Here is a 21,797-nt window from a genome sequence, read left to right on the forward strand (position 1 = left end):
ACTTTTGCGGGATACCCCGGGTGACCCGGTACTCTGGTCTGCGGCACCCACCGGAACGCGGTTCCTCCGGCTGGGCGCTACCCGTCCGGGGCCTTAGCTCAGTTGGTAGAGCGCTGTCTTTGCATGGCAGATGTCAGGGGTTCGACTCCCCTAGGCTCCACTTGGATACACCCCTCTGATCTGCGAAAGCGCGGTCAGGGGGGTCTTTTTGTCTGGACGGGTGCCCGGCCGGCCGTGAGCAGCGCGAGGGCTCCCTCTCGGAGCTCTGGTCGCGGAGGCGCCGGACCTTGACGCCAATTAATGATACCTTCTAGAACGAATTTTATTGGACCCGGTGCCGCACCGGGCATCCAGGGGGAGGTTGCGCATGACAGTGGTGGCAGACATGGGCGTCGAGGCGTCGGCCGACGGCGGGCACCGGCCCGCCTATCTGGTCTTCTGCGACGTCGACGAGACCTTGATCGACTGCAAGAGCATGTTCGAGTTCCTGCGCTTCCAGCTGGTACGGCGCTACGGCGACGCGGGCGAGGAGCGCTACCGGTCCATCCGCGGGGACATCAGGCGACGGGCCGCCTCCGGAGTGCCCCGTGAGGTCGTCAACCGCTCCTACTACCGCTCCTACGCAGGTGAGAGCGCGGCCGAGATGACCGCCCTCGGCCGGGAGTGGTTCTCCCTCGCCGCCGCGGACCCCGGGTTCTTCATCGCGTCGACCGCGGCCGAGCTGGAGCGGCACCGTGCCGCCGGTGCCGAGATCGTGCTCGTCTCCGGCTCCTTCCCGCCCTGCCTGGAGCCCATCGCCGAGCGCATCGGAGCCCGGCACGTCCTGTGCACCACCCCGGACGTGGCCGACGGCCGCTACACCGGCGAGGTGCCCGAGCCCGTGATCGGCGAGGGCAAGCGGGCCGTGGTGCTGCGCATGCTCGCCGAACACCCCGGCGTCAACCCGCTCGACTGCTACGCCTACGGGGACCACTCCTCGGACTTCCCCATGCTCGACTGCGTCGGCCACGCCCGGGCCGTCGGCGACGACCCCGCCGTACGGGACTATCTCGTCCGGCGTGCGGAGCGGGCCGGGGCCGCCGTGTCCGGTTGTGCGCTCGCCTGCTGGTCCATGGGCCGGGACGAGCTCTCCGCGGACTGCGACGGGCAGTGCGCCCTGCCGCTGGGCTGAGCGCGAGACGCCGTGAACAGGCGTCGGGGGACGGTCCGGGCTGTGGCCCGCCGTCCCCCGACGCGTGTGCGGGATCAGTCGATGCTCCGGCAGATGTGCGGCTCCAGGCCCGCGTCGTCGGCGTCGCCCGCCAGACGCAGGACGGGTGTCCTGGCCTCCGGGCCGGTGTTGAGCAGGTACCAGCGTCCGTCGTGCCGGACCGAGGCGATGCTGCCGTTGGACAGGACACAGAGGCGGGAACTGGGGGCGGTGGTGGTCCGCTGGGCGGTGGTTTCCATGGTGATCACTGCTTCTCCTCGGTACGGGGCCGGATGCGGGTGACGGTCGCGTTTTTCTCTCCGGTGCTTGCTCGTGGGACTTCGTTCTGCACTTCGTTCTGCACTTCGCTGCTGCCGTACGGCGGGTGCCGGCCCTGCTACCGCGCCCCGGCCAGTGCCGGCTCCCGCACCGGTACGGCCGGGACGAGCGCCTCGGTGCTGGTCCTGGCCGGGCGGGCGTGCCGGGTCGGGGCCCAGCGCAGCAGGGCCGAACCCACCGACATGCCGCCGCCGAAGGCCGACAGGACGGTCACGTCTCCCTCGGTGAACAGCCCGCGGCGGTGCGCCAGATCGAGGGTGATCGGAACCGAGGCGGCGCCGGTGTTGCCGTGATGGGCCAGGGCCAGATGCATCCGGGCCGTGTCCAGGCCGAGCGCGGGCCAGACCTCGGCCAGCATCACACCGTTCGCCTGGTGCGGGACGAAGTGGCGGACGGCGCGGGCGGGTACCTCCGCCTTGGCCAGCAGGGTGTGGATCGCGCCCGGCAGGTTCTCGTGCACGAACCCGCGGACGCCGCGCCCGTCCATGGTGAACCAGTGCGCACCCTCCGCCAGCGTGTCCGCCGACGCCGGCCGCCTGCTGCCGCCGGCCGGCACGCTGATCAGCCGGTGCTGGTCGCCGCGCGTGGTCAGGCTGGTGGTGATGCCGCCGGTGCCGGCCGGCACCGGGCCGAGCACCACGGCACCCGCCCCGTCCCCGAACAGGATGGCGGTCTTGCGGTCGGCCGGGTCCAGGATGCGGGAGTAGACGTCCGCGCCGATCACCAGGGCGTACGGCCCCCGCCCGGGCGTCTGCCCGCCGGCCGCGTCCTCGGCCGCGTCCGCGCGCAGCATGCGGTCCGCGGCCGTCAGCGCGAACATGAAGCCGCTGCACACCGAGTTGACGTCGAAGGCCGCGGCCTGACGGGCCCCTATGAGGTCCGTGACGATGGCCGCCGTGGCGGGCTGGGGATGGTCGGGGGTGGAGGTCGCGACGACGACGTACGCGATCTCGTCGGGTGTCAGACCCGCCTGTTCCAGGGCCTGCCGGGCCGCCTGGGCGGCGAGGTCCGAGGTGGCCTCGTGGGCGGCGGCGCGGTGCCGTCGTCGTATGCCGGTCTTGCGTTCGATCCATTCGGCGGTCACTCCGGCCGCCTCGCCGACCTCCGTGTTGTCGACGACCGTGGCGGGCAGGTAGGAGCCGGTGGCGATGATGCCGATCGCGGTGTTCATGGTCACTCCCGGGTGTCGTGGCGATGGGGCGGGAACTGCTGTGCGGGTCGGGTCAGTTGGCGGGCTCGGTCGTGAACTCGCCGAAGCTCGGCCCCTGCATCTTCAGCTGGGCGTGGATGTCGCCGCCGAGACCGAAGTGGCCGATGGCGCCGCCGTAGTTCTGCTGGTAGCTCATCCACAGAACGACCACGTTGATCACCCGGTTCGCGCCGGGGGTGCCCGGTGCCGGGAAGGGGTTGGGCAGCGTCGCCCGGTAGTGGCCCATGCCGTTGCTGTCGCTGATGAACGCGTTGGGCACGCCGAGCGGGCCGGGGCGGGTCGGGCCCGCCGGGTCGAGGTCGTGCTCGCGCAGCGACATGACCGTGTAGAGGCTGTCAGGGATCAGGCCGGTGAAGGCGAACGAGAAGTCCGCACTGCGCCGGTGCGCCGGCACATGCACCTCCAGCTGACCCCGGGCCTTGATCCACTGGCCGAGCGTGATGGGCTCCCGCACCCTCGGGCCGTCCTCCTCCCGCAGGTCGGGGATGGGCGCGCCGTGCAGCGGATAGCTCGGGCGGCGCACGTCGTGCGCGTCGGGGCGCTGCTCCGGGGCGAAGAGCATCGGGTAGTTGTTGCAGGGCAGGGGGAGGGGCAGGGTGGAGAGCTGGACCTGGGCATCCGGTCCGGTGGGGTCGGCGAGGTCGAGATCGCGGACGACGTCGTACGGCAGGTTCTGCCCGAACGGCGGCAGCGGGCTGTCGGGGGAGACTATGGCGCCGCCCCACTCGGAGACGGTGGCGCCGTCGGGGCCGGGGCGGTTGATGCGGCCGATGACGACGAAGTCGCCGTTCTCGTCCACGATCTCGCTCGGCGGGTACAGCGGGCCCTGTGTGGTGACGCTCAGGTCGTAGGTCCGGGTCTTCGGGGCGGCCGCGACGGGTGCCGGGGCCACGGGTGTGAGGGTCATGTCGGGTGCTCCTTCTGCTCCTTCGCCGGTCTGAAGCCGGTACGAGGCCGTGGGGTGGAGGCGTTGGGCATACGGGGCCGTCGGGAAGAGGCCCGTGGGCGCAGGGACCGTATGCCGACGGCCGGCCGCGGACGTTCTCGCTCGGTGGCGGGGGGCCGCGCGGCCGGCCGTGGGGTGGTCGTCGGGTCAGGCGGTGACGCGCTCGTAGATGCGGGTGTACAGGCCGTTGTCGCCTCCGGTGATGTAGGTGTCGCCGGCTTCCCGGACGATCTGCTGGTAGCGCGGGGAGGTGAAGGCCTCCATGTACTTCGCCGGGTCGGCGTCGAAGCCGGACACGAACATCACGCCGGGCTCGGTGCTGGCCAGCGAGTGGAAGGCCTGGAAGCTCTTGACCTCCTCCGAGGTGCGCACGACGTCGAAGATGGTCTCCTCGCGCCAGGCGCGGTACTGCCGGTAGACGCGCGGCACGACCTCGACGTGCCGCATCTGCACGTACCGGGTGTCGGGCAGGGCGCCCGCGGCCGGCTTGGGGGCCTCGACGAACTGCAGGAACTGGCGGCGGAAGTCGCCCTCGCCGAGCGGGCCGACGGCCTCCCACAGCTTCCACCAGTCGGCGCGCAGCTCCTCCATCTGCTCGAAGCCGTCCAGCGGGGCCAGCTCCAGCACGGAGTTGCTCTCCAGGCCGCGGTAGAGGATGCGGCCAGCGAAGCCGGACGCGTCGTTGTGGCGCTGCCAGGCCTCGGCGACGGCGTCGATCTGCTCGGGCTTGGCGAACAGCTCGGTGGCGGTGATCAGGGCGGCGGAAGCGGAAGCGGACATGGCGGTCTCCTTGGTGTCTGAGTTCGGGATTCGCGTGCTGCGGGACGGAGTGCGTATGACGAAGGTGCACGTGACGGCGGTCTGCGTGGACCTGGCGCAGGTGGGTGTGAGGTGTGAGGCGTGACGTACGGCGTCGGTGGTTCAGGCGCCGACCAGCACCGGCTGCCGGGCGGCGGCCGCGGCCCCCGCCGCCGTGGCCGCGGGTGATGCCGTGCGAACCGCGTGCTCGACGGCGATCCGGGCCCTGCGGTGCTCCTTGGCCTCGATGACCGGCGAGTCGAAGGCCGTGTAGCTCACGGTGGTGATCGAGGCACGGCGGCCGGCCTGGTGGAGGGAGATCTCCGCTTCGAAGGAGAGCCGGTCCGGGTTGTCGAGTTCGGCGCGGACCGTGTGGTAGACGATCGTGGCGTCGACCGGGAAGAGGAAGTTCTCGAAGCCGGTGTTGAGCGACTCGATGACGTAGTAGTACGACCGGTCCAGGTAGCGGGAGGCGTGATAGCGCTCGCTGACCGCGAGGAACATCTGCCGGGCGGCCTCGACGGCGACCATGCCCTGGACGTGCTCGCCGGTCTGGTGGTCGATGAGCAGCTCGTTGTCGTTGTGGACCCGCAGCGTGGCGGAGAACAGGTCCTCGCCGTCCCGCCTGAGGTCGGCTATGAGGGTGTTGCTGCTCAGGTGCTTGTGGGCCTCGCCGCGGCCGGCCAGGTCCGGCGCCCGGAAGTCGAAGTCGAGCCGCTCGGTGAGGCCGAGGAGCAGGGCCTCGCCGCGGACACGTTCCCACTCGACGACGGTGACGCCCTGGCCGGCCCGGATCCGAATCGGCCGGGAGTCCCAGGAGTACACCCCGAGGCGCATCTCCTCGATGAACTGCGAGACGGTGAGGACGTCCTGCTGAGCGGCGAATCCGGCAAAACGGTCACCGACGAGCAGCAGGGTACGGGGAGTGGCTGTGGATGACATGCGTTTCTCCTTGGTGGGGCGGCCGGTGCCCGAGGGAGGGCCGCAGGACGGGAGGAGTGCCGAACAGGAACAGCTGACGTGCAGGAACAGCTGACGTACAGGGCCTGCCGCCTCTTCCGTCCCGGTTCTTCCGGGGTGGCGGCGCCGATGGGAAGACCGTAGAGGAAGCCAGGGGCTGAGCGCAACCATCTAGTTGGTTTTTCTGAACTATCCAGTTGGTTTCACGGTGGACTAGGCTCTTCCCATGGCTGAGACACCCAAGGGACAGCAGACCCGCGCCAAGCTTCTGGAGGCGGCCGAGGCCGAGTTCTCCGAGTACGGTCTCGCGGGTGCGCGCGTCGACCGCATCGCCGAGCGCTCCGGCGTCAACAAGCAGCGGATCTACGCCTACTTCGGCAACAAGGAAGCCCTTTTCGCGGCCGTGATGGCCAAGGTGTACGCCCACATGTCCGAGGCCGTCCCCATCCCCACCACGGAGGAGGGGCTGCGCCGTTATGTCGGCGAGGTCTTCGACTACCACCGCCGGTCCGACCTGGTGCGGCTGCTGGCCTGGGAGGGTCTGCACTACCGGGACAAGCCGATCCCGGACGAGAAGGAACGCGAGGCGTACTACGTCCACAAGACGGCCGCGCTCAGCCTCGCCCTCGGCGTCGACGACCCCACCGCGGCGGCCCGGGTGCTCATCGCCCTGGTCGGCATCGCGTCCTGGCCGTTCATCGTGCCGCAGCAGCGCCGGCTGATGCTGGGGCCGGGCGGCGACACGGAGTCGGGCTGGGCGCTGTTGCGGGCCAGTGTCGTGGCGCACGGGCACTCGATCATCGACAACGTGCTGCAGGGATCCGTCTGAGAGGTCTGTCCCGCGGCCGGGCCTGAGTGGCCGTCGTATCGCTCCATCCGCAAGGGAGTTCGGGTTTTCCCGGGCTCCCTTTTCTGTTGTCCGGGGTGGCCGCCCCACTGAAAACCAACTAGATGGTTGCGCTCGTCCTCGAACCCCGCTACCTTCTTCATCGTCAGGCCGGACGCGCTCGGTCCGGGTCACTCGACATGAACTGACAGGCAATCAATCGGGGGCGCTGCCCCGGGAATCGAGGAACCGTGGACACCGTCGCCCCCGTCATCGTCGTCAGCGGCGCCACCGGCGGCATGGGCTCCGCCGTGGTGGAGGAGCTGGCTCGCTCCGACGCCACCGTCGCCCTGCTCGGTCGCGACGCGGCCCGGCTGGAGCGGACACGCGCCGAGGTGGACACCCGCACCGGCGGCGCCGGCCGCCTGGTCGCGTACGAGACCGACATCAACTCCAGCGCCTCGGTCGACGCCACCGTCGCCGCGCTGCTCATGGAGCTGGGCCGGGTCGACGGACTGGTGCACACGGCCGGTGACGGCCCGCTGGCCCCGCTCGACGAGACGACCGACGACATGTGGCAGACCACCTTCAACGCCAAGCTGATGGGCGCGGTCCGGCTCACCCGGGCGCTGTCCGGCCCGCTGGCCGAGGCCGGAGGCGGCTCGGTGGTGCTGGTCAGCGGGGTCTTCCGGAAGGACCCCGACCCGCTCTTCCCGGTGAACAGCGCGGTCAACGCCGCCCTCGCCGCCTTCGCCAAGGCCGTCTCCAAGGATCTCGGCCGCCGTGGCGTCCGGGTCAACGTGCTCGACCCGGGTGCGGTGCGCACCCCGCTGTGGGACGAGATCGCCAAGGCCATCGGCGACCGCACCGGGGCCACCGCCGAGGAGGTCAGCGCCCAGGTCGCCGCCCAGACTCCGCTCGGCACGCTCGCGGACCCGGCCGATGTCGCCCGGCTCGCCGCCTTCCTGCTCTCACCCGCGGCCCGCCATGTCGCGGGTGCCGCGATCACTCTCGACGGCGGTGCCTCGGCCGGACTCTAGGTCCCGGCCCCCGCCCCCCGGGGCTCGCGCGCCGCTCACCACCCGGCGCGGATCCCGCCGCCCGTACGCCTGTTCGCCCGTGTGGCGTCGTACGCCCGCACCTCGTGCAGTCCGGTGCACCCCGCACCCGGCGTGCCGAACAGCCCGTGACGCCCGTAAGCCGTACGCCCCGCACCCCCGCGCACCCCGAACGCCCCACGCCCACGCCCGAAGGAGCTTCGTCATGCCCATCCTCTCCATGACCACCTGGCCGAACCAGACCGACGAGAAGTGCCAGGAGCTGATCGAGGAGCTGACCGCCACGGTGCACCGCGTCATCGGCGCACCCCTCGACAAGATCACCGTCTACATCCAGGAAATTCCGCAGAACCGCTGGGGCGAGGGCGGAGTGCTCGGCACGAACCCCGAGTTCGCCGAACTCAGCCGCCGCCGCGCCGCGCCGGCCGACGCCTGACCGCGCTCCGCATCCCGCCAGCCCCCCCACCAACTCGGCCGCTTCCAAGGAGATTTCCCATGGCCATCCTGACCCGGTCCGCGCGGACCGACCGGCGCCCGGTCGTACCGGTCGGTGATCCGTCCACCCCGCGGCGCAGCTCCCCCACCACCGTCCTCGCGGCAGCCCTGCTCGCCTTCTTCGTCATCTCCCTCGACGGCTCGGTCGTCAACGTGGCCCTGCCGGCCATCTCCCACAACCTGCGCGGCTCGATGGCCGACCTGCAGTGGATCGTCGACGGCTACACCCTGATGTTCGCGGCCTTCATGCTGTCGGCCGGCACCTTCTCGGACCGGATCGGCGCCACCCGGGCCTACGCCTGGGGTCTCGCCGCCTTCACCGTGGCCTCCGTGGCCTGCGGCATCGCACCCAACCTGGGCACGTTGATCGGCGCCCGCATGGTGCAGGGCGGTGCCGCCGCGCTGATGGTGCCGGCCTCGCTCGCGCTGATCCGGCAGACCTACTCCGACCCGGGCAAGCGGGCGCGGGCCATCGCGATCTGGACGGCCGCCGGTTCCGTCGCGGTCGCCGTCGGCCCGGTGATCGGCGGCATGCTCACCAGCGGGCTGAGCTGGCGGGCGGTGTTCTACCTGAACATTCCGGTGGGCGCGCTCGGTCTCGCCCTGCTGACCCGGATCACCCCCTCGCCCCGCCGTGCGGCCCCGGTCGACCTCCTCGGGCAGCTGTCGGTCGTGGCGTCCCTGGCCGGTCTGACCTACGCGGTGATCGAGGGCGGGCGTGCGGGCTGGGGCGGCGCGGACGTGCTGGGCACGCTGGCGCTGTCGGTCGTGGCCACGGCGGTGTTCGTGGTGACCCAGTCGCGGCGCGAGCACCCGATGGTGCCGCTGGGCATCTTCAAGTCCCGCACGGTGCTGGTCTGCCTGGCGGCCGGCTTCACCATCAACGCGGTCTTCTACGGCGCCATCTTCCTGCTCGGCATGTACTTCCAGCAGGTGCGCGGGGCTTCTCCGGTCAGCACCGGCGCGATGTTCATCCCGATGTGCGCGCTGATCTCCATCGTCAACATGGCGGGCGTCAAGCTGGCGGCACGCAAGGGCGCGTGGGTGCCGATGACCATCGGCCAGCTGGTCATGACCGCCGGTTCGCTGCTGATGCTCACGGTCACCTCCCACACCTCGTACCTGATCCCGGTGCTGCTGCTGGTCCCGATCGGCCTGGGCGGCGGGCTCGCGGTGCCGTCGCTGACGGCGGCGATCCTGGAGAACATCGACGGCGAGCGGGCGGGCACGGCGGCCGCGGTGCTCAACACCTTCCGCCAGGTGGGCAGTTGCATCGCGGTGGCGGCCTTCGGCGCGCTGATCGCGGACACCTCGCACTTCCAGCAGGGCTTCGACACCAGCTTCGTGATCAGCGTCGCGATGCTGCTGACGACGGCCGTGGCCACGGCCCTGCTGCTGCCGCGCCTGTCCAGGAAGGCCGGTGGCAAGGCCTAGGGGCGTCCGACACGCCCCTGGACGGCCGGGCGGTGCATCCACCCCCCGCCTACCGCTCGGCCACGTACGAAGGCCCCAGTCCCGGGAGATCGTTCCCGGGGCCGGGGCCTTCGGCGTACCCGCGCTCTCTGGCAAAGCACTATTAAAATACCTTCCCGAAGGAATTTAAGTGGTCCATGATGGAGGCATGACCGTCATGGAGGAACGCACCGTCCCGCACCCGCCACCCGAGACCACCCGCTCCCGGCTCGCGGAACTGGAGCTGATACGCGAGCTCGTGCACGAGGGACCCGCCCCCGGCGCGAGCGCCCAGCAGCACGCGCGCGGCAGGCTCACCGCCCGCGAGCGCATCGAACTCCTCTTGGATCCGGGCTCGTTCACCGAGATCGAGCCGCTGCGCCGGCACCGTGCCACCGGCTTCGGCCTGGAGGCCAGACGGCCGTACACGGACGGCGTGGTCACCGGCTGGGGCACCGTCGACGGCCGCACCGTCTTCGTCTACGCCCATGACTTCCGTATCTTCGGCGGCGCCCTCGGCGAGGCGCACGCAACCAAGATCCACAAGGTGATGGACCTGGCACTGGCCACCGGGGCGCCGCTGGTCAGCCTGAACGACGGGGCGGGCGCCCGGATCCAGGAGGGGGTCTCGGCACTCGCCGGCTACGGCGGCATCTTCACCCGGAACGTGGCGGCCTCCGGAGTGGTGCCGCAGATCAGCGTGATGCTCGGACCGTGCGCCGGCGGCGCCGCCTACTCGCCCGCCCTCACCGACTTCGTCTTCATGGTGCGCGGCATCTCGCAGATGTTCATCACCGGCCCGGACGTGGTGCAGGCGGTGACCGGCGAGCAGGTGGATCACGACGGGCTCGGCGGCGCCGACGTGCACGCCTCGGTCTCCGGAGTGGCCGCCGCGGCCTACGACGACGAGGCGAGCTGCCTGGAGGACGTACGCCACCTGCTGTCGATGCTGCCGTCCAACAACCGCGAACTGCCGCCGTACGAGGCTCCGTCGGACGATCCGGAGCGACGCTGCGAGGCCCTGCTCGACCTGGTGCCGGCCGAGCCGAACCAGGCGTACGACATGCACCGGGTGATCGAGGAGATCGTCGACGACCGGGAGTACTTCGAGGTGCAGCCCACCTGGGCGGCCAACCTGGTGTGCGCGTTGGCCCGGCTGGACGGCCATGTCGTCGGCGTGGTCGCCAACCAGCCCGCCACGACCGCCGGGGTGCTGGACATCGCCGCGTCCGAGAAGGGCGCGCGGTTCGTGCAGTTCTGCGACGCCTTCAACATCCCGCTGGTGACCCTCGTCGACGTGCCCGGCTTCCTGCCCGGCGTCGGCCAGGAACACGCCGGCATCATCCGGCACGGCGCCAAACTGCTGTACGCGTACTGCAACGCGACGGTGCCCCGGATCTCACTGGTGCTGCGCAAGGCGTACGGCGGCGCCTACATCGTCATGGACTCCCGCTCCATCGGTGCCGACCTGGCGCTGGCCTGGCCCACCAACGAGATCGCCGTGATGGGTGCCGAGGGCGCGGCGAACGTCGTCTTCCGCCGGGAGATCACCGCCGCGGACGACCCCGAGGCGGCCCGGGCGCGGCGCATCGCGGAGTACCGGTCCGAGCTGATGCACCCCTACTACGCGGCCGAACGCGGCCTCGTCGACGACGTGATCGACCCGGGCGACACCCGGGCCGTGCTGATCCGTTCGCTGGCCATGCTCCGCGCGAAGCACCGTGACCTGCCGTCCCGCAAGCACGGGAACCAGCCGGTATGAGTGACGACACGGGCAGCCCCGTCCTGCGCGTGCTGCGCGGCGCCCCGTCCCCGGAGGAACTGGCCGCCGCCACCGCCGTACTGCTGGATCTGGCCCGGCGGACGCCTGCCGCGGAGGAGCCCGCGCCCGCCCCGACCCGACCCACCTGGCACCGCCCCGCCCTGATCACGCACCACGCCGCCACGTCCTGGCGCCACTGACCCGGAGGATCACCATGCCCGCCACCCAGGCCACGCAGGCCACGACTCACGACAACCGCCCCACCGCCTATGCCGCCCCGCACGCCGAGACCTACTCCCTGGAGGAGGTGGTCCGGATCAGCGGCCTCGACGCCGGGACGCTGCGCTGGTACGAGGACCAGGGGCTGATCGAGGGCGCCGAGGAGGACCCGTACGGCGGCCGTGCCTACAGCCCGGTCCACCTGCGCTGGCTCGAGTTCCTCAACCACCTGCGGAGCACCGGGATGTCCCCGGCCGAGATGAACCACTACGTCGAGCTGTACCGGGCGGGCGACTCGACGATCGCCGCCCGCCGTGAACTCCTCGAGGCGCACCGGGAGACGCTGCGGGTCCGGTCCAGGGAATTCGGCTCCACGCTGCGCTACCTCGACTGGAAGATCGGTTTCTATCTGGAGCGGGAGGCGGCGCTGGTGCGGGCCGGGGCGTCGGTGCCGAACGCGGCCGAGGCGTAGGCGGCGGCCACCGGCTCCAGGCGCAGCACTCCGTGCGAGGCCACCGTGTGGACGTCGCGCCACAGCCGGTTCAGGTCGCCGCCGCCGTCGCGGACGTGGGCGCCGCCGGTGCGGAAGAGCCGGTCCACCGCGTCGGTGAGCAGCCCGGCGGCCACGGCGGCGTCCCGCTGGTTGCCGGTGACGAGGGCCGGGGTGACCGGTTCGGTGTCGGCGCGGTGTGCGGCCCGCTCCAGCAGCAGGCCGGCCGCGTCGATGTACGCCGAGGCCAGCGCGAGGGTCTCGCGCACGGTCGCGCTGTCGTGGTGCGGGCGCCCGCCGGGTGCCTTCCCGGCCGCCCATTGCGACCACACGGCAAGGGCCCGGCGGGCCGCGCCCAGCGCCGGGGCGCAGAACAGCGGGCCGCCGGCCAACTGGGCCGGGACGGTGTGGCAGCGGGCCAGGCCCGGTGCGTCGCCGCCGCGCAGCAACGCGGCCTGGGAGAAGGAGCGGTGGTGCGGGACGAAGACGTCCCGTACCACGGCGGTGTGACTGCCGGTGCCGCGCAGTCCGGTGGCGTCCCAGGTGTCGGCCACCTCCACTTCCCCGGCCGGTACGGCGAACACGCGCACCCGTCCGCCGTCCTCCGCCGGCTCCGGCGCGGCCGCCAGCAGCCACTGGGCACTGTCGATCCCGCTGACGCATGCCCAGGACCCGGTCAGCCGCCAGCCGCCGCCGGCCGGCCGGGCCGATCCGCTGGGCGGCATCAGGGCGGCCGAGATCCGCACGTCGGGCGAGCCGCCCCACAGCTCACGCCGGCCCTCCTCGGGCAGCAGCGCCGCATAGCGCGCGTGCGCGGCCCAGAGCATCCCGACCCAGGCGGCCGACGCGCAGGCCTCGCCGACCGCCGCCACCTCGGCGAGCAGGGGTGCGAAACCTCCTTCGGCGCCGCCCCATCGGCGCGGCACGAAATGCCGGGCCAGTCCGGCGGAGGTCAGTTCGGCCACCACCACTTCGGCCAGCCGGCGATCCCGGTCGGCGGACGGTGCGTGTTCGGCGACCGTGCCCAGAGCGCTGATGGAGGGCATGCTGTCTGCTCCTTGTCGGAATCCCGCACCAAAAAAGTGCGTTCAAGAAGGTATTATTTATGGACCCGGCCGCCCCCACCTCGCACGATCGAAGGGACGCACCATGGCGAAGCAGGCGCGCTCGCTGCGCACCCATGAACTGGTCCTCGACGCCGCCGCGGCCGAGTTCGTCCGGCACGGTTACCCGCGCGCCAACCTCCAGCACGTGGCGGCCCGCACCGGACTGACCAAGGGCGCCCTGTACGGCCACTTCGCCTCCAAGGAGCACCTGGCCCGCGCGCTGACCGAGCACCTCGACGAGGTGGTGGACGACATCCTCGCCCGGCACGCGGCCACGGACCTCCCGGTGCGTGAGCGGCTGCGCGCGCTGTGCTGCGCGCTGGCCGAACGCGTCGAGTCCGACGTGCGGTTCAACGCGGCGTTGCGGCTGGTGCTGGACGAGACGCCCGGGAACTCCGAACCGCCGAAGATCCTGGCGGATCTGCGCGCGCTGGCCACCGAAGTGGTGGAGGGCGGGGAGGGCGGGGAGGCGCTGGAGACGACGCCGTCCGCGGCCCTGGCCGATCTGACCAGGGTGATCCTGGTGGGCGCCTACTGCACGGCGCCCGATCTGGAGCGGCGCGGGCTGGCCGCGCGCGTGCGCGAGCTGTGGGACGCGCTGGAGGAGGGTCCTCAGGCGGTCCGGGGAACGGCGGCGCAGTGAGCGGCGCGGCCGCCCGCGGCCAGGCCGGCGGCTCCCCAGCGGGACCGGCAGCGGGCGAGCCGGACGCCGCCCTGGACGGCGTCGAGCGTCAGACGGGTCGTGCCGGAACGGGGATCGACCTCGCGCTCGCGCACCACCAGGTCGATGGGCGTGTCCAGTTCACCGAAGGAGAGGCAGTCGACCTCCATGCCGAGCAGGGTGTGCCCGGCGTCCGGGGGCGTGTCACCGGGGTGCAGCAGGAGATGGCCGAGCTGACGGAAGCCTTCCAGGGTGACCATCAAGGGCACATGGTCGCTGGGATGGTCGAAGAAGATGGGGTGCTCGACGTCGATGAGCAACCGCCAGGGGGCGTCGGCGCGTTCGCGCACCAGCACGCAGTCCTTGGCGCGCAGCCTGCCCACCGCCGACGGGTGTGCCCGCTGCAGCGGGCGCGGCGCCGGACCGGTCACGGCGACACCGCGCGGCTGGGCCCCCCGGCCGCGCAGCATGGCGTACCGCTTGTCGTCCACGGCGACGACCTGCAGCGCACCGTGGCCGCAGGCCCGCCCGCCCACCGTGAGGACGACCTCCAGGCGCATGCCGTAACGATTCGGCGGACGGTTGCCGACCCAGACCCACTCGGCTTCGAGGACCACCGGGACGGGTTCGCCGCCGACGTGCAGGGCGGCCGGGTCGGTGATCTCGAACTCGGAGCCGAAGCCTATGAAACGGTGGCCGAGCGGCACGTCGTGGTAGGCGTGCGCGAGGTAGACCAGGGCCTGCCGGATCGTCTCCATGAACAGCAGCGGGTCGCTGGTGCCGTCGCTGCCGGGGGAGTAGAGGGCGTGGTCGCGCGGCCACTGCGCGGCGACCAGGAAGCTGTGCTCGCCGGTGCGGACGGCGTCGGTGAGGAAGACCTCGGCGATCGCCGCGCGGTGCACCATGTGCCGCGGGACGGCGTGGAGGTAGCTGAGCTGCCGGTGTCCGGGACGCGTGGGAGCCGCCGCTGCCGGGGCGAGGTGCCGCGGGTGGAAGGCCTCGACGCGGGCGGTGCCCGGGTCGGGGAATGTGGCGACAGGCTGATGCATGGTCTGAACCCCCAGTGAATGCATTCACGCAGACAACAGCAACACCGGCACGACGCTTGAGAGCTGGTCGAGCCGCCACTTACAATACATTCCCGAAGGTATATTTCAAGGGAAGAACAGTCTCAGCGAGGGAATGGACGCCATGGCCGCGGAACGCACTACCCCCATGTCCCGGCCCGAACGGGCCACCGCTCCGCGCCACCGGGACACGGGACTCAAGCAGGAACGCGCCGTGCGCACCCGCAGTCAGGTGCTCGACGCGGCGGCGGAGGCCTTCGCCACGAAGGGCTTCCCCGCGGTGACCGTGCAGGACGTGGCCGAACTGGCCGGGGTGACCAAGGGCGCGGTCTACTTCCACTTCGCCAACAAGGAGGCGCTCGCCCAGGCGGTGGCCGAGGAGTTCTACCACGTGCTCGGGGTCATCGCCCAGGAGGTGGAGGAGGCCGGGCTGCCGCCGCTGGAGGCGGTGGCGGAGCTGCTGGTGCGCACGGCCGTCGCCTTCCGCGACGACACGATGGTCCAGGCCGGTGCCCGGCTGCAGATCGAGCGTTCCCTGATCGGTGTCGAGATGCCGATGCCGTACCTCGGTTACACCGAGTCCCTCACGGTCTGGCTGCGCCAGGCCCAGCGGCAGGACCGGCTCCCGGCGCCCACCTGCCCCGAGTCCACCGCCCGCGTCCTCGTCTCCGCCTTCTTCGGCGCCCAGCACATCTCCTGGGTCCTCAACGACCGCAAGGACGTCGCGGACCGCGTCCAGGAGATCCTGACGGCGGTGCTGCCGGCGGCGAACGCGAGCTGAGACGGCCCGGCCGTCCGCCCGGGGCGGGCAGGACGGCCGGTACCTCCTGCTCCGCCCGCGGTCCGGAGGACGTCTTCGGTGGCTCAGGAGGTCGGTGCGACCAGCATGTGTTCCGTGCCCAGTTGGTCGGCGTGGGTGTCGGTGTACATGGTGGTCTCGCCGTCGGACCAGCGGATGACGACGTCGTCCGTGGAACCGTTACCGGTGTAGGCGCCGGTCGTCATGGCCGCGTCGCGGGTCCAGAGCTTGTTGGGGTTCTTGATGCGCTGCTCGGGGCCCACGCCCGCGGTGCTGGTGTTGGCGTAGTTGTCGAGTTCGCCGTCCGTCCAGCGGACCATCAGATCCCAGTTCCGGCTGCCGGAGAACTCTCCGCTGGTCAGCAGTGTGGCGTTCTTCCAGGTGGCGTTGGGGCCCTTGAGCCTGTGCAACTGGCCGAAGGTGCCGGCGCCGACGTTGGTGTAGAGCGTCAGTCCACCGTCGGCCCAGCGCACCATCAGGTCCGTGACGTACTTCGAGGAGGCGAAGCGGCCGGCCGCGATCTGCGTCGCGTTCCTCCAGGTGGTGTTGGGCTTGATCATCTGGGTTCCGGCCCAGTTGAGCCCCTTGGAGCCGACGTCGCCGTAGAGCGTGACCTCGCCGTCGACCCAGCGGACCATCAGGTCGAACTGGTCGGACCCGGAGAAGTCGCCCGCCGTGATGGTCGTCGCGTCCTTCCAGGTGCCGTTCGCGGCCAGCAGTCGCCGCCCGGTGTCGTAGCCGCCGTGTCCGTTGCCGGGGTAGAGCGTGACGGAACCGTCGGTCCAGACCACGATCATGTCGCTGTGGCCGGTGTGCCGGAAGTCCCCCGAGGCCAGCAGCCTGGCCTGCTGCCAGGTGGACGCGGCTCCGGGCAGCCAGGGGGCCCCCGACGGCTGGTACGGCGGCTCGGCGCCCACCGCTCGATGGGCGGCGGCGTCGTCGAACAGGTCCTGGGCGTCCTTGCCGAAGACCGGCGCGTACGTCACCCAGTCGTCGTCGGCGTCGTTGCCGCCGCCGTTGTACCCGCCCGTGTCGCCGATCACCTTGCCGGTGCCGGTGGCGGGATCGTAGTCCTCGATCCAGGGGCCGCCGGAGACGCCGCCGTAGAAGCCCTTGCAGGTCATGCGCAGTTGCCGGAAGCCAGGCAGCTGCGAGGTGCTGACGGGGCAGCGGACCGGCACGTGGCCGGGGTTGACGCCGGCGGAGCCGGGATAGCCGATGACGGTGACCTGGTGGGCGTACCCGCTGGTCGGCGTGAACGTCAGGGCGCCGGTGACGCTCTCCACCTCGCCCCGGCTGTTGGCGTCGACCTGGGCGAAGGCCAGGTCCAGGTCGGAGGTCGGCTTCTTGGTGTTCCTCTCGTAGCGCGGGTCGATGTACAGCTGGGAGACCGGGAAGACGCCGTACGGCTGCTGGTCGGCGGACTTGCCGGCGCTGTACTGGGGCACGAAGATCCGGTGGGTGGCGGCCGCCAGGCCCAGGCCGCAGTGTCCGGCGGTCAGCACGATGTCCTTGGCGGCCGTGTCCACGACGCTGCCCGTGCAGTAGGTGCTCGGGCCGCCCAGCGGTGTGCCGTCGAAGAAGAACGTGCCCACCGTCGGGTGGCCGCCGAAGCGTTCGGCGGCGGGTGTGCCGACGGGCGCCGGGCGTTTCGCGGCGCCCGCGAGGTCGTGCCGGGAGCCGGGAGCGGGGCGCGTGACGGCGTCGACCGGTACCGCGTTGTCCATGAGCTTCGCCGTCCAGTACTTCTCCTCCTCTCCAAGGCTCGGACCGCCCGAGGGAGTGGGGGACCCGGCCGGTTCGACGGCCCCCGCGCCCGTCGATGACGCCGGGTGCGCCGTCGACGCGGCCGCGGCCGACGCCGTCCCGGTGCCGAGCAGGCCCACGCTCAGTCCGAGCGCGAGGGCCGGGATCCATCTGTGTCTGGAACGCAAAGAGGTGTCTTTCCATCTTGTAGGGAGCCGCCGGACGGTGGTGGCACCGGGCTCCCGAGAGTCGCACTTCAGTTCGACAGAAAGCCGCCAGCATACTGGTGGGCAGAAACTGACACAACGTCAATAGCGGCGTTCGGACGGACGGATGGGCGGACGGGCTGACAGCCCTCGATGGACGGAAAGAACGGGGGTAGCGGCTGCCCGCGCCCAGTCCGGAGGAGTACTGGGCCGCGGACTCCGCCTGGCCACGGTCGCCGTGGGACGTGCGGACCTCCGGGCCGGCGGCCGCATCACGATCACCGACTAACGACGGCGAGTGAGCGGACGGGGGCATCACCCTCGGGCGCGACGCCGCGCCCGGTCTCTACGTCGTCTGCCGGTACGACGTCCACCAGGGCGCCCGGGACCGGCCGTGGGACCGTCCGCGCGTCGCCGCCCCGCGCGGCAGAACCCGCCCCACCCGGCAGGCGGCCGCGCACCCGGCCCTGCCGGGTGCGCGGCGCACTCCTCGCCGTGGCGGCGGAAGCGGCGCTCGCCCTGCGGGCACGCTCCCGCCCGCGCGAACTCGGCCTGGGTACGGCCTGTGCGCTGCCGAGCGCGACGGCGGCCCTACGCGCCGTCGAGGTCCTTCGTGCTGCTGACGGCGTGCCGCGGGCCCTGCGGCGGTGACACCTGGCCGACCAGTTCCCGGAAACAGGCCAGGGCGGTGATCGGGGGAATGCCGAATACCACCATGCCGAGCACGGAATGCGGGGAATGGCCCACGGAAAGGGTCACGGCCATGGCGGAGGAGAGCAGCATGACGGCCCATGAACGGCGGGCCGGGCGCCGTTGCAGAGAGGCGCGCAGAACTGATAATCCGGCCACCAGCCACGGGCCGTAAACGGTGAGCGGCCACCATTGGGCCGGCTTGCTCGGCTCCACCAGCAGAGCCACCGTGCGCAGCTGGGAATACGAATAGGAAATGGACCATCCGAGCATGATCACCGAGCATACGGTGATCAGGACGATCAGGAGCGCCGCGGGAAAGGCCCTGCGCCGCCCGGTGACATAGCGGGCCCCCGGCCGCGGGCGCCGCCGATCGACCCGGTGGCGTGGTCCCGCGCCCTCGTCCAGCAGCAGCTCAGGAGGGGTTCCGCCGGCCGCCGCGGACAGCATCTCGGCCAGTTCCTCGGCCGGATCCCATGAGTCCGGGGTGATCGTCGCATCGGGGGACTCCACCATGTTGTCCATCCCGAACGACTGCTGACTCCAGTTCATTTCTTTCCCCAGTGGCCGGGTTCAGAATTCCCCACCCAAGGCAGCTCGCACGTATTCGCTCTCCATCCTGCTGATGGTCTTGAGGAAATCCTCGAGCAGGTCCGAGCAACCGCTGATCTGCTCCGGTTCTTCGAGGCCTTCCCAGCGCGGGAGAGATGATTGCACGTCACCGGGAGACCTTTCTGTCCACGTCACGCCCACCTAACTGCCGAGAGTGACCAGTAAGTCACGGTAGGTGATGGCAATGGTTTGGTCAAGGGGCGTTGGGGTGCGTTGAAATTCCGACCATGCACCGTGCGGTGCTATCGAATACCTCGACGTCGACTAATAATTTTCCGGCCTTTAATTTCTTTCGGACAGAAGGGGCCCGCCGTGCGCTTCGCACGGCGGGCCCCGAAGCGGCGGCAGCGCTTCGCGTCAGTCCTGGTCCTCGCCCTTCGCCTGCTCCTCGGCCTCCTTGGCCTGGACCTCGGGATCGAGCAGCGAGGAATCCGGGCTGCCGTCCACCGAGCTGAGCCGGCCCGGCTCCGGCACCTCCGTCGCGGCGGGCGGCTCCACCAGCCAGTCGGGATTGGCCTGCTTGTCCCACCACTTCCAGGCGGCGAAGGCACCGCCCGCGAGCGCTCCCAGCACGGCCAGCGCCTTGGCCGCCCGGCCGGCCCTCGCCCGCCGGCGGTGCTTGCGGGCCAGCTTCTGGATCTCCTTGGGCGAGACCTGGCCGCGCAGTGCGGCCAGGGCGGCCACGCCCCGGGCGGCGGCCTCGTCGCGTACCGGACCGGCCGCCGCCACGGCCTGCTCCAGCCGGGGGCGTGAATAGTCGGCGGCCTGCCGGGCGGCCTTGCGGGTGCGGACGGCGGCCTCGTGCGCGGCATGGTCCACCTTCGGCGGCACATGCGCACGGGCCTGTTCCAGACGCGGGGCGAGATGGGCGCCGTACTGCTCGCGGGCCTGTTCGGCGGCCTGCGACACCACGGGCGCCAGCCGCACGCGTGCCTCCTGCGCGTAGAACGCGGCACGCTCCTTGGCCGTGTCGGCGTAGGGCGCCACCACTTCCGCGGCGTGCAGCACGCTGTCCTTCGCCGAACCGGTCGCGGCGCGCACGCTGTCAATGCGGGTCACGGGTTCCTCCTCCTCGGTGGCGTACGGTATTTCGACTTTCCACCCTTTTACGGATCATGCCTGTCGACGCGCTGTGGGGCATGCGAGGACGGGCATACGGGTTGCCGGCGACAAAGCAGACAATGCCATCTTTCGCTTCCGGGTGCCCTCAGGTCGGGGGGACTCGCCCGGATTTCCGCAAGCGATTCGTGAGGATGCCCGCCGACCGGCCGCCACCGGGCCGGGTGGCGCCCGGGCCGTGCGAGGATCGGGGTGTCACAGGAGGACAACGGAAGGCAGATCGTGGCCGAGCAGCTTTACGCCACCCTGAAGACCAACCACGGCGACATCGAGGTCCGGCTGTTCCCGAACCACGCGCCGAAGACGGTCAAGAACTTCGTGGAGCTCGCGCAGGGCGAGCGCGAGTGGTCGCACCCGCAGACCGGTGCGAAGACCAAGGACCGGCTCTACGACGGCACGATCTTCCACCGCGTGATCAGCGGTTTCATGATCCAGGGCGGTGACCCGCTCGGCACCGGCATCGGCGGCCCCGGCTACGAGTTCGAGGACGAGTTCCACCCCGACCTCTCCTTCAACAAGCCCTACCTGCTCGCCATGGCCAACGCCGGTCCGGGCACCAACGGCTCGCAGTTCTTCATCACGGTCGCCCCGACCGCCTGGCTGAACCGCAAGCACACGATCTTCGGCGAGGTCACCGACCCGGCCAGCCAGAAGGTCGTGGACGCCATCATCGCCGTCCCCACCAGCCGCCCCAACGACAGGCCGCTGAAGGACGTCGTCATCGAGTCGGTCGTCATCGAGAAGCGCGAAGGCTGAGCCCGACCGCCGAAGGCCGAGCGCGACCGCCCAAGGCCGAGCGCGACGGCCGCGACGACGCCCGGCCGGAATCTTCCCCGGGGAACCAATCGCCCCGCTCGTCCGTAAGGATGGGCGGGGCGGAGTACGTCCACGACGAGCGAGGGGACCTCATGGAGGACCAGGCCGCAGGCAACGCGCAGGATGCGCAGAGCCTGCCCGTGTGCTACCGGCACCCGGAGCGGGAGACCGGTGTGCGCTGCACCCGCTGCGAGCGCCCCATCTGCCCCGAGTGCATGGTCAGCGCCTCCGTCGGTTTCCAGTGCCCCGAGTGCGTCCGGGGCGGATCGGGTACGGGCCACGCACCGGCCGCCGCCCGGCCGCGCACCCTCGCCGGAGGCACCCTCACCGCCGACCCCCGGCTGCTGACCAAGCTGCTGATCGGGGTCAACGTCGCCGTCTACCTGGCGCAGATGGCGCTGGGCGACGCCTTCACCAACCGCCTGGAACTCGTCGGGCAGGCGTTCTTCTCGTACGGCGGGCCGCTGGAGGGCATCGCCCAGGGCCAGTACTACCGGCTGCTCACCGCGATGTTCCTGCACGGCGGGTACGTCCACATCCTGTTCAACATGCTCAGCCTGTGGTGGATCGGCGCCCCCCTGGAAGCCGCCCTCGGCCGCGCCCGCTACCTCGCGCTCTACTTCACCTCGGGCCTGGCCGGCAGCGCGCTCACCTACCTCCTCGCCGACGCCGCCCAGCCCTCCCTGGGCGCCTCCGGCGCGATCTTCGGCCTGCTCGGCGCCACCGCCGTGCTCATGCGCCGCCTCAACTACGACATGCGGCCGATCATCGCCGTGCTGGTGATCAACCTGATCATCACCTTCGGGATGAGCGGTATCGCCTGGCAGGCCCATATCGGCGGCCTGGTCGCCGGTGTCGGCGTCGGCTACGCCATGGTCCACGCCCCGCGCCGGCGGCGGGCGCTGATCCAGTACGGCTCCTGCGCCCTGGTCCTCGTCCTCGTGGTGGTCCTGACGCTGGTCAGGACGGCTCAGCTCACCTGATACCGAACCGTTGTCCACAGTCGGTGGCGGATCTTGTGCATACCGTGCGGACACAGCTGTGCCCCCTGCCGCTCAGGTGTGTTTCACCAGGTCAGGCAGGGGGCGAACAGGCTTTCGGCGGTCGGTGGGGCAGTCATACCGGCGTCAACGCCAGACGGGTTATCCACAGATCGTCGTTCTTTTTCCCCAACATGTGGACGACGAGCGCTGGGCTGTGGATAACTCAGCGGCCAAGCCCTGGGCAGAGC

Annotated in this window: 22 protein-coding genes and 1 tRNA gene; 13 read left to right on the forward strand and 10 right to left on the reverse strand. The window is 71.1% G+C overall.

Annotation, left to right across the window (positions count from 1 at the left end):
- Nucleotides 1-87 precede the first annotated feature (87 nt).
- Both ACFYMM_RS10440 and ACFYMM_RS10445 read left to right on the forward strand, forming a co-directional pair.
- Nucleotides 88-160, forward strand: a tRNA-Ala gene (locus ACFYMM_RS10440).
- 207 nt (nucleotides 161-367) lie between these two features.
- Nucleotides 368-1,171: an HAD family hydrolase gene (locus tag ACFYMM_RS10445; RefSeq protein ID WP_388385430.1), complete on the forward strand. Its 804-nt coding sequence runs from the start codon at nucleotides 368-370 to the stop codon at nucleotides 1,169-1,171.
- A 74-nt stretch (nucleotides 1,172-1,245) separates the two neighbouring features.
- Here ACFYMM_RS10445 and ACFYMM_RS10450 read toward each other — a convergent pair whose 3' ends face one another.
- The 5 genes from ACFYMM_RS10450 to ACFYMM_RS10470 form a co-directional block, all read right to left on the reverse strand.
- Nucleotides 1,246-1,458, reverse strand: coding sequence for a hypothetical protein (locus tag ACFYMM_RS10450; protein WP_388385431.1), 213 nt, complete (start codon nucleotides 1,456-1,458; stop codon nucleotides 1,246-1,248).
- A 128-nt stretch (nucleotides 1,459-1,586) separates the two neighbouring features.
- Complete coding sequence (locus ACFYMM_RS10455) at nucleotides 1,587-2,699, reverse strand: 3-oxoacyl-ACP synthase III family protein (protein WP_388385432.1); 1,113 nt, start codon at nucleotides 2,697-2,699, stop codon at nucleotides 1,587-1,589.
- A gap of 52 nt (nucleotides 2,700-2,751) precedes the next feature.
- On the reverse strand, nucleotides 2,752-3,645 hold the full coding sequence (locus ACFYMM_RS10460; RefSeq protein ID WP_388385433.1) for a hypothetical protein: 894 nt from the start codon (nucleotides 3,643-3,645) through the stop codon (nucleotides 2,752-2,754).
- Nucleotides 3,646-3,831: 186 nt separating this feature from the next.
- Nucleotides 3,832-4,464 carry a hypothetical protein gene (locus tag ACFYMM_RS10465; RefSeq protein WP_388385434.1) on the reverse strand — a complete coding sequence of 211 codons (633 nt, stop codon included), beginning with the start codon at nucleotides 4,462-4,464 and terminating at the stop codon, nucleotides 3,832-3,834.
- A 141-nt stretch (nucleotides 4,465-4,605) separates the two neighbouring features.
- Nucleotides 4,606-5,424: an AfsA-related hotdog domain-containing protein gene (locus ACFYMM_RS10470; RefSeq protein ID WP_388385435.1), complete on the reverse strand. Its 819-nt coding sequence runs from the start codon at nucleotides 5,422-5,424 to the stop codon at nucleotides 4,606-4,608.
- A 244-nt stretch (nucleotides 5,425-5,668) separates the two neighbouring features.
- Here ACFYMM_RS10470 and ACFYMM_RS10475 point away from each other — a divergent pair, with 244 nt between their 5' ends.
- From ACFYMM_RS10475 to ACFYMM_RS10505, 7 genes are all read left to right on the forward strand, one after another.
- A complete protein-coding gene (locus ACFYMM_RS10475) occupies nucleotides 5,669-6,271 on the forward strand; it encodes a TetR/AcrR family transcriptional regulator (RefSeq protein WP_388385436.1) in 603 nt (200 codons plus the stop codon).
- Nucleotides 6,272-6,519: 248 nt separating this feature from the next.
- On the forward strand, nucleotides 6,520-7,308 hold the full coding sequence (locus tag ACFYMM_RS10480; protein WP_388385437.1) for an SDR family NAD(P)-dependent oxidoreductase: 789 nt from the start codon (nucleotides 6,520-6,522) through the stop codon (nucleotides 7,306-7,308).
- A 223-nt stretch (nucleotides 7,309-7,531) separates the two neighbouring features.
- The gene (locus ACFYMM_RS10485; protein WP_361250961.1) at nucleotides 7,532-7,762 is read left to right on the forward strand and encodes a tautomerase family protein; all 231 of its coding nucleotides are present in this window, start codon (nucleotides 7,532-7,534) and stop codon (nucleotides 7,760-7,762) included.
- 59 nt (nucleotides 7,763-7,821) lie between these two features.
- Nucleotides 7,822-9,255 carry an MFS transporter gene (locus ACFYMM_RS10490; RefSeq protein ID WP_388385438.1) on the forward strand — a complete coding sequence of 478 codons (1,434 nt, stop codon included), beginning with the start codon at nucleotides 7,822-7,824 and terminating at the stop codon, nucleotides 9,253-9,255.
- Nucleotides 9,256-9,442: 187 nt separating this feature from the next.
- Nucleotides 9,443-11,035, forward strand: a complete 1,593-nt coding sequence (locus ACFYMM_RS10495; protein WP_388385439.1) for an acyl-CoA carboxylase subunit beta — start codon at nucleotides 9,443-9,445, stop codon at nucleotides 11,033-11,035.
- Nucleotides 11,032-11,235, forward strand: coding sequence for an acyl-CoA carboxylase subunit epsilon (locus tag ACFYMM_RS10500; RefSeq protein ID WP_388385440.1), 204 nt, complete (start codon nucleotides 11,032-11,034; stop codon nucleotides 11,233-11,235). The genes ACFYMM_RS10495 and ACFYMM_RS10500 overlap by 4 nt, the downstream gene beginning before the upstream one ends.
- A 14-nt stretch (nucleotides 11,236-11,249) precedes the next feature.
- A complete protein-coding gene (locus ACFYMM_RS10505; protein WP_388385441.1) occupies nucleotides 11,250-11,726 on the forward strand; it encodes a MerR family transcriptional regulator in 477 nt (158 codons plus the stop codon).
- Here ACFYMM_RS10505 and ACFYMM_RS10510 read toward each other — a convergent pair.
- The gene (locus tag ACFYMM_RS10510) at nucleotides 11,660-12,790 is read right to left on the reverse strand and encodes an acyl-CoA dehydrogenase family protein (RefSeq protein ID WP_388385442.1); all 1,131 of its coding nucleotides are present in this window, start codon (nucleotides 12,788-12,790) and stop codon (nucleotides 11,660-11,662) included. The genes ACFYMM_RS10505 and ACFYMM_RS10510 overlap by 67 nt on opposite strands.
- A gap of 103 nt (nucleotides 12,791-12,893) precedes the next feature.
- On the opposite strand from ACFYMM_RS10510, the gene ACFYMM_RS10515 reads away from it, so the two are divergent.
- Complete coding sequence (locus tag ACFYMM_RS10515; RefSeq protein WP_388385443.1) at nucleotides 12,894-13,493, forward strand: TetR family transcriptional regulator; 600 nt, start codon at nucleotides 12,894-12,896, stop codon at nucleotides 13,491-13,493.
- Here ACFYMM_RS10515 and ACFYMM_RS10520 read toward each other — a convergent pair.
- Nucleotides 13,463-14,560: a ScbA/BarX family gamma-butyrolactone biosynthesis protein gene (locus ACFYMM_RS10520; protein WP_388385444.1), complete on the reverse strand. Its 1,098-nt coding sequence runs from the start codon at nucleotides 14,558-14,560 to the stop codon at nucleotides 13,463-13,465. The two genes, ACFYMM_RS10515 and ACFYMM_RS10520, sit on opposite strands and share 31 nt — an antisense overlap.
- A 142-nt stretch (nucleotides 14,561-14,702) precedes the next feature.
- On the opposite strand from ACFYMM_RS10520, the gene ACFYMM_RS10525 reads away from it, so the two are divergent.
- On the forward strand, nucleotides 14,703-15,359 hold the full coding sequence (locus ACFYMM_RS10525; RefSeq protein WP_388385445.1) for a ScbR family autoregulator-binding transcription factor: 657 nt from the start codon (nucleotides 14,703-14,705) through the stop codon (nucleotides 15,357-15,359).
- An 83-nt stretch (nucleotides 15,360-15,442) separates the two neighbouring features.
- Here ACFYMM_RS10525 and ACFYMM_RS10530 read toward each other — a convergent pair whose 3' ends face one another.
- From ACFYMM_RS10530 to ACFYMM_RS10540, 3 genes are all read right to left on the reverse strand, one after another.
- Nucleotides 15,443-17,311, reverse strand: a complete 1,869-nt coding sequence (locus tag ACFYMM_RS10530) for a trypsin-like serine peptidase (RefSeq protein ID WP_388385446.1) — start codon at nucleotides 17,309-17,311, stop codon at nucleotides 15,443-15,445.
- A 609-nt stretch (nucleotides 17,312-17,920) separates the two neighbouring features.
- On the reverse strand, nucleotides 17,921-18,544 hold the full coding sequence (locus ACFYMM_RS10535; protein WP_388385447.1) for a DUF2637 domain-containing protein: 624 nt from the start codon (nucleotides 18,542-18,544) through the stop codon (nucleotides 17,921-17,923).
- A gap of 444 nt (nucleotides 18,545-18,988) precedes the next feature.
- The gene (locus tag ACFYMM_RS10540; RefSeq protein WP_388385448.1) at nucleotides 18,989-19,690 is read right to left on the reverse strand and encodes a DUF5324 family protein; all 702 of its coding nucleotides are present in this window, start codon (nucleotides 19,688-19,690) and stop codon (nucleotides 18,989-18,991) included.
- A gap of 282 nt (nucleotides 19,691-19,972) precedes the next feature.
- Here ACFYMM_RS10540 and ACFYMM_RS10545 point away from each other — a divergent pair, with 282 nt between their 5' ends.
- Together ACFYMM_RS10545 and ACFYMM_RS10550 are read left to right on the forward strand one after the other, a co-directional pair.
- Entirely contained in the window at nucleotides 19,973-20,506 is a 534-nt protein-coding gene (locus ACFYMM_RS10545) for a peptidylprolyl isomerase (protein WP_388385449.1), read from the forward strand.
- 152 nt (nucleotides 20,507-20,658) lie between these two features.
- Nucleotides 20,659-21,549 carry a rhomboid family intramembrane serine protease gene (locus ACFYMM_RS10550; protein WP_388385450.1) on the forward strand — a complete coding sequence of 297 codons (891 nt, stop codon included), beginning with the start codon at nucleotides 20,659-20,661 and terminating at the stop codon, nucleotides 21,547-21,549.
- Nucleotides 21,550-21,797: the final 248 nt, after the last annotated feature.

The sequence above is a fragment of the Streptomyces sp. NPDC006739 genome (assembly GCF_042869815.1).
In the GTDB taxonomy this organism is placed as follows: Bacteria; Actinomycetota; Actinomycetes; order Streptomycetales; family Streptomycetaceae; genus Streptomyces.

What these genes read in the sequence shown, in the direction of transcription:
- ACFYMM_RS10445 (WP_388385430.1), top strand. Translation starts at nt 368, where the DNA reads ATGACAGTGGTGGCAGACATGGGCGTCGAGGCGTCGGCCGACGGCGGG.
- ACFYMM_RS10455 (WP_388385432.1), bottom strand. Translation starts at nt 2,699, where the DNA reads ATGAACACCGCGATCGGCATCATCGCCACCGGCTCCTACCTGCCCGCC.
- ACFYMM_RS10460 (WP_388385433.1), bottom strand. Translation starts at nt 3,645, where the DNA reads ATGACCCTCACACCCGTGGCCCCGGCACCCGTCGCGGCCGCCCCGAAG.
- ACFYMM_RS10465 (WP_388385434.1), bottom strand. Translation starts at nt 4,464, where the DNA reads ATGTCCGCTTCCGCTTCCGCCGCCCTGATCACCGCCACCGAGCTGTTC.
- ACFYMM_RS10470 (WP_388385435.1), bottom strand. Translation starts at nt 5,424, where the DNA reads ATGTCATCCACAGCCACTCCCCGTACCCTGCTGCTCGTCGGTGACCGT.
- ACFYMM_RS10475 (WP_388385436.1), top strand. Translation starts at nt 5,669, where the DNA reads ATGGCTGAGACACCCAAGGGACAGCAGACCCGCGCCAAGCTTCTGGAG.
- ACFYMM_RS10485 (WP_361250961.1), top strand. Translation starts at nt 7,532, where the DNA reads ATGCCCATCCTCTCCATGACCACCTGGCCGAACCAGACCGACGAGAAG.
- ACFYMM_RS10490 (WP_388385438.1), top strand. Translation starts at nt 7,822, where the DNA reads ATGGCCATCCTGACCCGGTCCGCGCGGACCGACCGGCGCCCGGTCGTA.
- ACFYMM_RS10495 (WP_388385439.1), top strand. Translation starts at nt 9,443, where the DNA reads ATGACCGTCATGGAGGAACGCACCGTCCCGCACCCGCCACCCGAGACC.
- ACFYMM_RS10500 (WP_388385440.1), top strand. Translation starts at nt 11,032, where the DNA reads ATGAGTGACGACACGGGCAGCCCCGTCCTGCGCGTGCTGCGCGGCGCC.
- ACFYMM_RS10505 (WP_388385441.1), top strand. Translation starts at nt 11,250, where the DNA reads ATGCCCGCCACCCAGGCCACGCAGGCCACGACTCACGACAACCGCCCC.
- ACFYMM_RS10510 (WP_388385442.1), bottom strand. Translation starts at nt 12,790, where the DNA reads ATGCCCTCCATCAGCGCTCTGGGCACGGTCGCCGAACACGCACCGTCC.
- ACFYMM_RS10515 (WP_388385443.1), top strand. Translation starts at nt 12,894, where the DNA reads ATGGCGAAGCAGGCGCGCTCGCTGCGCACCCATGAACTGGTCCTCGAC.
- ACFYMM_RS10520 (WP_388385444.1), bottom strand. Translation starts at nt 14,560, where the DNA reads ATGCATCAGCCTGTCGCCACATTCCCCGACCCGGGCACCGCCCGCGTC.
- ACFYMM_RS10525 (WP_388385445.1), top strand. Translation starts at nt 14,703, where the DNA reads ATGGCCGCGGAACGCACTACCCCCATGTCCCGGCCCGAACGGGCCACC.
- ACFYMM_RS10535 (WP_388385447.1), bottom strand. Translation starts at nt 18,544, where the DNA reads ATGGACAACATGGTGGAGTCCCCCGATGCGACGATCACCCCGGACTCA.
- ACFYMM_RS10550 (WP_388385450.1), top strand. Translation starts at nt 20,659, where the DNA reads ATGGAGGACCAGGCCGCAGGCAACGCGCAGGATGCGCAGAGCCTGCCC.